Origin of the sequence: Cellulosimicrobium cellulans (assembly GCF_001722485.1) — a bacterium.
In the GTDB taxonomy this organism is placed as follows: domain Bacteria; phylum Actinomycetota; class Actinomycetes; order Actinomycetales; family Cellulomonadaceae; genus Cellulosimicrobium; species Cellulosimicrobium cellulans_A.
The window spans coordinates 1-11,109 of the sequence record NZ_LWGL01000109.1 but is presented as its reverse complement, the minus strand read 5'-3'; the positions used below and the strand labels follow the sequence as shown (position 1 = coordinate 11,109).

12 protein-coding genes are annotated in these 11,109 nt (G+C 75.0%); 7 read left to right on the top strand and 5 right to left on the bottom strand.

Annotation, left to right across the window (positions count from 1 at the left end):
• The 4 genes from JZ5iCDA_RS18925 to deoC form a co-directional block, all read left to right on the top strand.
• Positions 1–522: hypothetical protein (locus JZ5iCDA_RS18925; RefSeq protein WP_069387403.1), on the top strand; the 522-nt coding region annotated here is incomplete at its 5' end.
• 39 nt (positions 523–561) lie between these two features.
• A complete protein-coding gene (locus JZ5iCDA_RS12095) occupies positions 562–801 on the top strand; it encodes a hypothetical protein (RefSeq protein ID WP_069387402.1) in 240 nt (79 codons plus the stop codon).
• A gap of 31 nt (positions 802–832) precedes the next feature.
• Positions 833–1,939 carry an adenosine deaminase gene (locus JZ5iCDA_RS12090; RefSeq protein WP_069387401.1) on the top strand — a complete coding sequence of 369 codons (1,107 nt, stop codon included), beginning with the start codon at positions 833–835 and terminating at the stop codon, positions 1,937–1,939.
• A complete protein-coding gene (gene deoC, locus JZ5iCDA_RS12085) occupies positions 1,936–2,649 on the top strand; it encodes a deoxyribose-phosphate aldolase (protein WP_069387400.1) in 714 nt (237 codons plus the stop codon). Before JZ5iCDA_RS12090 ends, deoC begins: the two co-directional genes overlap by 4 nt.
• 99 nt (positions 2,650–2,748) lie before the next feature.
• On the opposite strand, the gene JZ5iCDA_RS12080 is transcribed toward deoC, so the two are convergent.
• Together JZ5iCDA_RS12080 and JZ5iCDA_RS12075 are read right to left on the bottom strand one after the other, a co-directional pair.
• Entirely contained in the window at positions 2,749–4,608 is a 1,860-nt protein-coding gene (locus JZ5iCDA_RS12080; protein ID WP_083259957.1) for a phospho-sugar mutase, read from the bottom strand.
• 1 nt (position 4,609) lies between these two features.
• Positions 4,610–5,461, bottom strand: a complete 852-nt coding sequence (locus JZ5iCDA_RS12075) for a purine-nucleoside phosphorylase (protein WP_069387399.1) — start codon at positions 5,459–5,461, stop codon at positions 4,610–4,612.
• Between the two features lie 106 nt (positions 5,462–5,567).
• Here JZ5iCDA_RS12075 and JZ5iCDA_RS12070 point away from each other — a divergent pair, with 106 nt between their 5' ends.
• Positions 5,568–7,028 carry an NAD(P)H-quinone dehydrogenase gene (locus JZ5iCDA_RS12070; RefSeq protein ID WP_069387398.1) on the top strand — a complete coding sequence of 487 codons (1,461 nt, stop codon included), beginning with the start codon at positions 5,568–5,570 and terminating at the stop codon, positions 7,026–7,028.
• Positions 7,029–7,071: 43 nt separating this feature from the next.
• On the opposite strand, the gene JZ5iCDA_RS12065 is transcribed toward JZ5iCDA_RS12070, so the two are convergent.
• Positions 7,072–7,545 carry a hypothetical protein gene (locus JZ5iCDA_RS12065; RefSeq protein WP_069387397.1) on the bottom strand — a complete coding sequence of 158 codons (474 nt, stop codon included), beginning with the start codon at positions 7,543–7,545 and terminating at the stop codon, positions 7,072–7,074.
• A gap of 49 nt (positions 7,546–7,594) precedes the next feature.
• Entirely contained in the window at positions 7,595–8,140 is a 546-nt protein-coding gene (locus JZ5iCDA_RS12060; protein ID WP_083259956.1) for an NUDIX hydrolase, read from the bottom strand.
• A 78-nt stretch (positions 8,141–8,218) separates the two neighbouring features.
• Between JZ5iCDA_RS12060 and JZ5iCDA_RS12055 the strand changes: the two genes are divergently transcribed.
• Positions 8,219–9,472 (top strand): MFS transporter, encoded by a 1,254-nt coding sequence (locus tag JZ5iCDA_RS12055; protein ID WP_069387396.1) that lies wholly within the window; start codon positions 8,219–8,221, stop codon positions 9,470–9,472.
• 103 nt (positions 9,473–9,575) lie between these two features.
• The gene (locus JZ5iCDA_RS12050) at positions 9,576–10,910 is read left to right on the top strand and encodes an MFS transporter (protein WP_069387395.1); all 1,335 of its coding nucleotides are present in this window, start codon (positions 9,576–9,578) and stop codon (positions 10,908–10,910) included.
• A gap of 10 nt (positions 10,911–10,920) precedes the next feature.
• Here the strand turns inward: JZ5iCDA_RS12050 and JZ5iCDA_RS12045 are convergent.
• Positions 10,921–11,109, bottom strand: a 189-nt coding sequence (locus JZ5iCDA_RS12045; RefSeq protein ID WP_290438812.1) for a biotin/lipoyl-containing protein, incomplete at its 5' end; no start/stop codon positions are given.

Sequence of the window (11,109 nt, the reverse complement as noted above, 5' to 3'; positions counted from 1 at the left end):
CGGCTCTACGCGCCGGCGGCCGCGGCCGGGCGCTGGCGCCACCTGCAGCGGGTGGTCAAGCGACGCACGTCGCGGGGCGCGCTCGGGCCGTTCCCGTGGCCGGCCGCGCTCGGCACGCCGCCGTGGGGCGCGGCACGGATTGCGCGGTACGCGGACGTGCGGTTCACGCACCGGATGATCGGTGCCGACACCCGCGAGGTGCTCGAGACGGCGGTGGACGCCGCCGCGCGCGGCATCCCGGTGCCGCTGTTCACCGGAGGAGACCTGTCGGGCGGCCTCGACGCGGCGGTGCCGCGCCACGTCGTGCTGCTCACCGCGGTCGACCCGGCGCGGCGGTGCTGGCTCTACGAGCCGTCGTCGGGCACGGTGCACCGCATCGCCGCGGACCGTCTCGCGGCCGGGGCCACGGAGCCCGCGGTCCGCCGTGCGCTCGGCGGCTGGCCCCACGTCGTCTGGGCGCTCCTGCCGACCGGTGCGCCGTCACCGGCCGACCGGACTGGCGACGGGGACGGGGCGGCGTGAGGATGGGGGCGCACCACCCCCGGCAGTGAAGGAGTCGCCATGAGCACGGTCCCCGGAGACGACGCCCAGCGTGACGCCGGCCTGGTCGAGCCGGACGACGAGGTCGTGAACCTCGTCGAGGAGGTCGAGACCGGCGACGCGCGGGTGGAGGACCCCGACCACGAGCCGGACGAGTACCGGCCGGGGTCCGCGCGACCGGACCTCGCGGGAGAGGCGAACGAGGCCGACGTCGTCGAGCAGGCGTCGGCCGTGCCGAGCGAGGAGGACGACTACGTGTGAGCCCTCGTGGCGGTGCCGGTAGCGTGAGCGCATGACCACCGACACCCGTCCGCTGACCGCGGACGTCATCCGGTCCCTGCCGAAGGTCGTGCTCCACGACCACCTCGACGGCGGGCTGCGGCCCGGGACGATCCTCGAGCTCGCGGCCGAGGTCGGGCACGAGCTACCCGCCGCCGACGCCGAGTCCCTCGCGACGTGGTTCGCCGAGTCGGCCGACTCCGGCTCGCTCGTGCGCTACCTCGAGACGTTCGACCACACGATCGCGGTCATGCAGACGCCGGAGGCGCTCGCGCGCGTCGCGCGCGAGGCCGTCCTCGACCTCGCAGCCGACGGCGTCGTGTACGCCGAGCAGCGCTGGGCGCCCGAGCAGCACCTGCAGCGCGGGATGTCGCTCCAGGAGACGGTCGACGCCGTCCAGGCAGGTATCGAGCAGGGCGTCGCCGAGGTGGCGGCGTCGGGCCGCACCATCCGCGTCGGCCAGCTCGTGACCGCGATGCGCCACGCGGACCGCTGGCAGGAGATCGCCGAGCTCGCGGTCGCGAACCGCGCGAACGGCGTCGTCGGCTTCGACATCGCGGGTGCCGAGGACGGGTTCCCGCCCTCGCGGCACGTGGAGATCTGGCGCTACCTCGCCGAGCAGAACTTCCCGGCGACCATCCACGCCGGGGAGGCCGCCGGCGTCGAGTCGATCGCCGAGGCCGTGCACCTGGGGCAGGCGAGCCGCGTCGGCCACGGCGTGCGCATCGTGGAGGACGTCGCGCGCGACGAGCGCAGCGGGACCGCGGCGCTCGGGCGCCTCGCGCACTGGGTGCGCGACCACCAGATCCCGCTCGAGCTGTGCCCGTCGTCGAACGTGCAGACGGGCGCCGCGGCGTCGGTCGCGGACCACCCCATCACGTTCCTCAAGGAGCTCGACTTCGCCGTCACGCTCAACACCGACAACCGGCTCATGTCGCGCACGTCGATGACGCGAGAGATGACGCTGCTCGTCGAGCAGGCCGGCTGGACGCTCGACGACCTCGCCGACGTCACGCTCACCGCGGCGTGGAGCGCGTTCGTCCACCACGACGAGCGCCGCGCGCTCGTCGACGACGTGATTCTGCCCGGGTACCAGCTCGTCGAGGGGGCGCAGCGATGAGCGCGGCACCCCTCGACGCCGCGGCGCTCGCCCGGTTCGTCGACCACACGCTGCTCAAGCCCGAGGCGACGCCCGCCGACGTCGCGGCCCTCGTCGACGAGGGGGTGCGCCTCGGTGTCTACTCCGTGTGCGTGTCCCCGTCGATGCTGCCCCTCGACCCGGCGACGACGCGTGAGCGCGGGCTGCTCGTCGCGACCGTGTGCGGGTTCCCGTCCGGGAAGCACCACAGCGACGTCAAGGCGTTCGAGGCGGCGCGCTCGGTGCGCGACGGCGCCGACGAGGTCGACATGGTCATCGACGTCGGCGCGGCGAAGGCCGGCGCGTGGGACGCCGTGCGCGAGGACGTCGCCGCGGTGCGCGCCGTCGTCCCGGAGGACCGCGTCCTCAAGGTCATCATCGAGTCCGCCGCGCTGAGCGACCACGAGGTCGTCGAGGCGTGCCGGGCGTCCGAGGCCGCGGGCGCGGACTTCGTCAAGACGTCCACCGGGTTCCACCCGACGGGCGGCGCGACGACGCGCGCGGTGTCGATCATGGCGGAGACCGTCGGCGGGCGACTCGGCGTCAAGGCGTCCGGCGGCATCCGAACCCTCGCGGACGCCCTCGCGATGATCGAGCACGGCGCGACGCGCCTCGGCCTGTCCGGCACCGCCGCCGTTCTCGCGGGCTTCGACGGCGGCGCGCCGACCGGCGACGCCGGCTCCGGCTACTGACCGCAGCGCGCGGCCGTCAGCACGCAGCGGCCGACGCACGACGGCCCCGGCGCGTACCGCGCCGGGGCCGTCCGCGCGTCCCGCCCCGCCCAGGGTCGGTCAGAGGCCGAGGGCGCGGGTCATGTCGGCCTTGACGCGGTCGAGCCGCTCGCGCGCGAACGCGCGCGCGGCGGTGAGGTCGTCGTGCGACGCGTCCTTCTCGACCGGCACGACGACCTCGAGGTAGCACTTGACCTTCGGCTCGGTGCCGCTCGGGCGCACGATCACCCGAGTGCCGTCCGCGGTGAGGATCCGCACGCCGTCGGTGGGCGGCAGGCCGTCGAGGCCGGCGGACAGGTCCGCGACGTCGGTCACGCCGGCGCCGGCGAGCGTGCGCGGCGGGGCGTTGCGCAGGTGCGCCATCGTCGTGCCGATGCGGTCGAGGTCCTCGAACCGGGCCGAGAGCTGGTCGGTCACGTGCAGGCCGTGCGCCCGCGCGAGGTCGTCGAGGGCGTCGACGAGGGTGCGCCCCTGGGCCTTGAGCCGGTTCGCGAGCTGCGCGACGAGCAGGGCCGCGCTGATGCCGTCCTTGTCCCGCACGTGCTCGGGGTCCACGCAGTAGCCGAGCGCCTCCTCGTACCCGAACGCGAGGCCGTCTACCCGGCTGATCCACTTGAACCCGGTGAGCGTCGTCGTGAAGCCCAGGCCGTGCGCGGCGGCGATGCGGCCCAGGAGGCGCGAGGACACGATCGAGCACGCGAGCACGCCGCCGGGTGCACCCGACGCCGCGCCGCGGACGGCGACGTCGTTGCCGAGGAGCGCGCCCACCTCGTCGCCGTGCAGCATGCGCCACCCGTTCGAGCGCGCCGTCTCGGCGCCCTGGTACGTCCCGACGCGCGGGTCGTAGACCGCGACGGCGCACCGGTCCGCGTCCGGGTCGTTGGCGAGCACGACGTCCGCGCCGGCGTCCTGGGCGTAGGCGAGCGCGAGGTCCATCGCGCCCGGTTCCTCCGGGTTGGGGAACGCGACGGACGGGAACTCGGGGTCCGGGTCGAGCTGCTCCTCGACGGGCACGACGTCGGTGAAGCCGGCCTCGCGCAGCACACGGGCGACGACGGCGCCTCCGACCCCGTGCAGCGCCGTGGTGACGACGCGCAGGCGTCGCGGCGCGCCGTCGGACAGCGCGAGGACCGAGCCGACGTACGCGTCGACGACGTCCCGCCCGAGCACGGTCCAGCCGCTCTCCGCACGCGGGACCGCGCGCGCGGGGCCGACCGCGTCGATCGCGGCGGCGATCCGCGCGTCGTACGGCGCGACGATCTGCACGCCCTGCCCGGAACCGGTGACGACGCGACCGCCCAGGTATACCTTGTACCCGTTGTCGGCCGGCGGGTTGTGGCTCGCGGTGACCATGACGCCCGCGTCGGCGCCGAGGTGCCGGACGGCGAAGGCCAGCACCGGCGTCGGCAGCGCCGACGGCAGGACGGACACGTCGATCCCCGCCGCGGTGAGCACGGCGGCGGTGTCGACCGCGAACGTGCGCGAGTTGTGCCGCGCGTCGAAGCCGACGACGACGTGGGGCCGTTCGCCGCTGCCGAGCGTCTCGAGCAGGAACGCGCCGAGCCCCGCCGCGGCGCGGACCACGACCGCGCGGTTCATGCGGTGCGGGCCGGCGCCCATGCGCCCGCGCAGGCCGGCGGTGCCGAAGACGAGCGGACCGGAGAAGCGGTCGCGCAGCTCGGCGAGCGCGCCCACGCGCACGTCGTGCATCCGGGGGTCGGGGGAGTCGGCGAGGTCGAGCAGGCGGCGCAGCTCGGCCTGGTCGTCGGGGTCGACGTCATCGTCGACCCACGCCGCGACGCGCGCGAGGAACGCGCCGTGGTCGGCCCCCGGGTCGAAGCCGGGGTCGTCGGCGGCCTCGGCGGGGGCGCCGGGACGGGGCTGCGACGCCCTGCGGCGGGACGCGGCACGCTCGGTCATGTCACACCTGCTTCGCGATGTCGGCGAGGAGGGAGCTGATGCGGGGCCCCGCGGCCTGGCCGGCCTCGATGACCTCCGCGTGGGACAGCGGCGTCGGGCTGATGCCCGCCGCGAGGTTCGTCACGAGCGACACCCCGAGCACCTCGAGCCCGCAGTGGCGCGCCGCGATCGCCTCGATCGTCGTCGACATGCCGACGAGGTCCGCGCCGGCGACGCGGGCCATGCGCACCTCGGCGGGGGTCTCGTAGTGGGGGCCGGGGAACTGCGCGTACACGCCCTCCGTGAGCGTCGGGTCGACGCGGCGGGCGATGTCGCGCAGCCGCGCGGAGTAGACCTCGGAGAGGTCGACGAACGTCGGGCCCTCGAGCGGGCTGCGGCCCGTGAGGTTGAGGTGGTCGGAGATGAGGACGGGCGTCCCGGCCGTCCACTCGGTCCGCAGGCCGCCGGCGCCGTTGGTGAGGATCAGCGTCTGGGCGCCGGTCGCCGCGGCCGTGCGCACGCCGTGCACGACGGCGCGCACGCCCTTGCCCTCGTACAGGTGCGTGCGCGAGCCGAGCACGAGCGCGTGGCGCACAGACCCGTCGGCGCGCTCGACGCGGATCGAGCGCGTCACCGTCAGGTGCCCCGCGACCGTCGTCGCGGAGAAGCCGGGGATCTCGTGCGTGGGGATCTCGGCGACGACGTCGCCCAGCAGCTCGGCCGCCCCGCCCCACCCGGAGCCCAGGACGAGCGCCATGTCGTGCCCGTCGACCCCGGTCGCCTCGGCGATGTGGTCCGCCGCCGCCCTCGCGACGTGGAACGGGTCGGTGGTCGGGTCGTCGAGCGAGGGCGTGCTCGCAGGCGTCGTCGTCATGGTCGCAAGGCTAGTCCTCCCGCCCGTCGCAGACCCGGGGGAGCGCCACCGAGCGCGGCGCGCGCGTCTCGCATGGTGACACCGTCCGGCGCGGTCGCCTGCGACAATGGCACCCGTGACGCACGAGACCCTCGACCGCCAGGCCACCCGGATCGTCGTCGTGGGAGGTGGTCCCGGCGGGTACGAGGCCGCGCTCGTCGCACGGCGCCTCGGCGCCGACGTGACCGTCGTGGAGAAGAACGGCATGGGCGGCGCCGCGGTGCTCACCGACGTGGTGCCCTCCAAGACCCTCATCGCCACCGCGGACTGGATGACGATCGCCGACCGCGCCGCCGACCTCGGCATCCGCCTCCCCGCCGAGACGGGGACGACGCAGGACCCGGCCGCCCGGCGCCACATCGTCGACCTCGAGGCCGTCAACTCGCGCGTGCTGGCGCTCGCGGCCGCGCAGTCGGCGGACATCCGTGCGCGTCTCGAGCGCGAGGGCGTGCGCGTCGTCCTCGGCGAGGGCCGCCTCGACGGACCGGAGCGCGTGGTCGTCGAGGGTGCCGGCACGAACGACGGGACCGACGGCGACCTCGTGCTCGAGGCCGACGCGATCCTCCTTGCCGTCGGCGCGACGCCGCGCGTGCTGCCCACCGCGCAGCCCGACGGCGAGCGCATCCTCACGTGGACGCAGCTGTACGCGCTCAAGGAGCTGCCGGAGCGGCTCATCGTCGTCGGCTCGGGCGTCACGGGCGCCGAGTTCGCGGGCGCGTACAACGCGCTGGGCTCGGACGTGGTGCTCGTCTCGAGCCGCGACCGCGTGCTCCCGGGCGAGGACGCCGACGCCGCCGAGCTGCTCGAGGGCGTCTTCCGCTCGCGCGGCATGACGGTGATGTCGCGCTCGCGCGCCGAGTCGGCGGTGCGCACCGAGGACGGCGTGCGGGTCACGCTCGCCGACGGGCGCGTGGTCGAGGGGACGCACGTGCTGCTCGCGGTCGGGTCCATCCCCTCGACGCAGGGCATCGGCCTCGAGGAGGCCGGCGTGCGGCTCACGCCGAGCGGTCACGTCGAGGTCGACAAGGTCTCGCGCACGACGGCGCGCGGCGTCTACGCGGCCGGCGACTGCACGGGCGTGCTACCGCTCGCGTCGGTCGCGGCGATGCAGGGGCGTGTCGCCATGTCTCACGTGCTCGGGGACTCCGTCGCGCCGATCAAGCTCCGCACGGTCGCGGCGAACATCTTCACCGCCCCGGAGATCGCGACCGTGGGCTACAGCGAGGAGCAGCTCAAGGCGCAGAACAGCAAGTACGTCACCACGACGCTCCCGCTCGCGCGCAACCCGCGCGCGAAGATGCTCGGGATGCGCGACGGCTTCGTCAAGCTGTTCGCGCACCCGGAGGCGAGCGTCGTCCTCGGCGGCGTGGTCGTCGCGCCGCGCGCGAGCGAGCTCGTCTTCCCGATCACCCTCGCGGTGTCGCACCGGCTCACGGTCGACGACGTCGCGTCGGCCTTCACGGTGTACCCGTCGCTGACGGGGTCCATCGCGGAGGTCGCGCGCATGCTGCACCACCGGGAGGACTGAGGCCCTCGGGCCGGGCACGCCAGGGCGCTCCCGACGCGGACGGCTAGAGCGTGGCCTCGGCGCGCGCCGTCCCGTCCGCGTACGCGAGGTCGGTGATCTGCACCGCGGGCAGCCGGTCGCCGGCCGCGGACGCGACGAGCGCCTGGACGTCGAGCGCGACGCGGGCGTCGGGCAGGACGCGCAGAGCCTCGGGCGGCAGCCCGCGCGAGCGCAGCACCGCCTTCAGCGGGCCCTCGCCGACCTTGAGCAGCTTGTGCGCGGGCAGGCCCGCCGCGTGGGCCTCGACGGCGACGACCGCCGTCCCCGCGACGAACGACTCGAGGCGCAGCGACGTGCGAACCACGGGGACGACCCGGGCCGCGAGCCTCAGCGCCGACGGCGCGTCGGGCACCTCGCGCAGGTCCAGGGTGACGCGCACCTCCTCGCCCTCGCCCGTCACCGTGCGGACGAACGGGGGGAGCGCACCGGCGGCGCGGGCGAGCTCGACGGCCTCGGTCACGGACAGCTCGATGCGCATCCGCCGACGATAGTCCCCCGGGGAGGACGGGGCGCTCTGGGCGCGGTGCTCAGCCCTCGCCGTCGAGCATCGTGCGCAGCGCCGGCCACGCGTCCGCGAACGCCGGCAGGAGCGGGAGGGCGGCCACGTCGTCGACGTCGACCCACCGGACCTCGACGCTCTCCGGGTCCGTGGCGCGCGGCTCGAGCGGGGCGCCGTCGGCGAGCTCGGCGACGACGGTCGTGTACCGCCACGGGCCGTGGTCGAGCACACGCTCGCCGAGCACGACCACGGTCGCGGGGTCGATGCCCGCCTCCTCGGCGGCCTCGCGCAGCGCGCCCTCGACGGGCGTCTCGTCCGGCCCGACGGCGCCGCCCGGCACGCCCCACGTGCCGCCCTGGTCGCTCCACGGCGCGCGGTGCTGCAGCACGACGTCGCGCACGACGCCGTCCGGGTCGCGCCGCCCGAGCAGCAGGCCGGCCGCGCCGTGCAGGCCCCAGTGCCGGCTCCCGCACGCGCACGCGACCCAGCCGTCGCCGGGCTGCAGGTGGCGGGCCGGGCGCGGTGCGGGCTCGCCCGGGTCGCGGGGCGTGGTGGGGATCGTCACGGGGGCCATGCTGCCAGGTCGGGGAAATGAGCGGGGGTCGGCGGCGCCGGGGACGTAGGCTCTGGCTCTCGTGAGCGAGGTGCGGGCATGAGCATGATCGTCGAGGCGGTCGTCCCCCGGCGGATGGGGACGAGCTTCCGGTGGCTCGTCGGGTCGTCGTGGGTGAGCAACATCGGGGACGGGATCGCGCTGGCCGCCGGGCCCCTGCTCGTCCAGTCGCAGACGGACTCCGCGTTCCTCGTCGCGTTCGCGGCGCTGGTGCAGCGCGTGCCGTGGCTGCTGCTCGGCCTGTGGGCCGGCGCGATCGCGGACCGGGTCGACCGCCGCCGCCTCGTCGTCGTGGCGAACCTCCTGCGCGCGGGCGTCGTCGCGGTGCTCTGCGCGTTCGTCGTCACGGGCCACGTGAGCATCACGGTCGTGCTCGTCGCGCTGTTCTTCCTCGGCGTCGCCGAGGTGTTCGCGGACACCACGACGAGCACGCTCCTGCCGATGCTCGTCGACCGGGCGGACCTCGGGACCGGCAACGCCCGGCTGCAGGCCGGGTTCCTCGTCGGCAACCAGCTCGTCGGGCCGCCGGTCGGGGCCTTCCTCTTCGCCGCCGGCATGGTGTGGCCCTTCGTCGTGCAGGCCGTGAGCATCGTGCTCGCCGTGCTGCTCGTCGCGCGCATCGCGGTGACGCCCCTGCCCGCGCGCGACGAGCGCAGCCACGTGCGCCGCGACATCGCGGAGGGCGTGCGGTGGATCCTCGGCAACGCGCCGGTGCGCACGCTCGCGCTCGTCATCCTCGTCTTCAACGTCACCTGGGCGGCCCCCTGGGCGATCCTCGTGTCGTACGCGCTCGACCACCTGCACATGGGCGAGGTCGGCTTCGGGCTGCTGACGACGGCGTCCGCCGTCGGGGGGATCGTCGCGATCGGGATCTACGGCCGGCTCGAGCGCCGCGTGCGCCTCGCGACCCTCATGCGCGTGTGCCTCACGCTCGAGGTGCTCATGCACGCCGCGCTCGCGCTGACGACGACCGGGTGGGTCGCCATCGTGATCATGGGCGTGTTCGGCCTGTACGCGTTCGTCTGGGGCACCGTGTCGAGCACCGTGCGCCAGCGCGCGGTGCCGACCGCGCTCCAGGGCCGCGTCTCCGCCGCGTACATGGTGTGCGTCTACGGCGGGATCGCCGTCGGGCAGCTCGTCGGCGGCGTCCTCGCGGAGACCTGGGGGCTCACCGCGCCGTTCTGGTTCGCGTTCGCCGGTGCCGGGATCACGCTCGTGCTCGTGTGGCGCCAGCTCGCCCACGTCGCCCACGCGGGCGCCGTCGACACGAGTCCCGAGCCGGCGCTCGACTGACCTCGAGCACGGGCCGCGGCGGCCCGCAGGCCCTGCAGCCCGTGGGGGAGCGGCGGGGCGGAAAAGCGTGGACCGTGTCGGTGGCGCGCGGCACCATGGGCGCGTGAGTCATACGCCGTACGAGAACGACGCGCCCGCCGACGGCACCACGCCGGACGACGCGGGGGCCGCGCCGGGGTGGCGACGGCACGTCGCGGTGTTCCTCACCGGGCAGACCGTCTCGCTGTTCGGGTCCATGCTCGTCCAGTACGCCGTGCTGTGGCACCTGACCATCGAGACGAAGTCCGGCGGCGTGCTCGCGCTCAGCACGCTGTTCGGGTTCCTCCCGCAGGCGGTCGTGTCGATCTTCGGCGGCGTCTGGGCCGACCGGGTCAACCGCAAGGTGCTCGTCGTCGTCGCCGACGCCACCATCGCCCTCACGACGCTCGCCCTCGCCCTGCTCATGCTCGGCGGCGCGGACGACCTCTGGCTGATCTACGCGGCGCTCGCGATCCGGTCCGCGGGGGCCGGGATCCAGACGCCGGCCGTCGCCGCCCTCCTGCCGCAGATCGTCCCGACGAGCAAGCTGCTGCGCGTCAACGGCATCAACCAGTCGATCCAGTCCGCCATGATGCTGCTGGCCCCGGCCGTCGCGGCGGCCGTCTACGCGAGCTCGTCGATCGTCGCCGTGTTCTTCGTCGACGTCGTCACGGCCGTCGTCGGGATCGGCCTGCTCCTGCTCGTCCCGGTGCCCACGCTCGCGCGCGCGGCCGCGGCGGGGGAGCGCGCCGGCTACCTCGACGACCTCGTCGAGGGGTTCCGCTACCTCGGCTCGCACCCGTTCGTGCGGTGGGTCCTCGGGCTCTACGCCGTGGTGTTCCTGCTCGTCGTCGCGCCCTCGTACCTCACGCCCCTCATGGTCGCGCGGACCTTCGGCGAGGAGGTCTGGAAGCTCACCGTCAACGAGGTGGCGTTCTCGGTCGGCATGCTCCTCGGCGGCGTGCTGCTCGCCACGTGGGGCGGTCTGCGCAACCGCGTCGCCATGATGGTCGGCGCCACGTCCGTCTTCGGCCTGCTGTCCGTGGCGATGGGGCTCTCGACGAACATGTGGCTGTTCTTCGCGCTCATGTTCCTGCTCGGCCTGTCCGTGCCGCCGTTCTCGACGACGTCGATGACCGTGCTCCAGGAGACCGTCGAGCCCGACCGTCAGGGCCGCGTGTTCGGGTTCGTCGGCATCGTCATGGCCGTGTCGACGCCGCTCGGCATGGTCGTGTTCGGGCCGCTCGCCGACCGGTTCACCGTCGAGTCGCTGCTCGTCGTGTCCGGGGTGCTGATGTTCGCCGTGATCGCCGTCGCGGTCGCGCTGCCGTCGGGACGTCGCGCGATGCGCGCCGCGTCGCGGGGCTCCGCGCCCGAGGCCGAGCCCGTCGAGCCGGCCGACGCGGGCGCCGCCCGCTGAACCCCCGTCGTCAGTCGACGATCTCGCAGATCGCGGTCCCCGCGCTCACGGCGGCCCCGGCGCTCGCGGCGAGCGAGCGCACGGTCCCCGCGCGGTGCGCGAGCAGCGGCTGCTCCATCTTCATGGCCTCGAGGACCACGACGAGGTCGCCCTCGGCGACCTGGGTGCCGTCCTCGACCGCGACCTTGACGATCGTGCC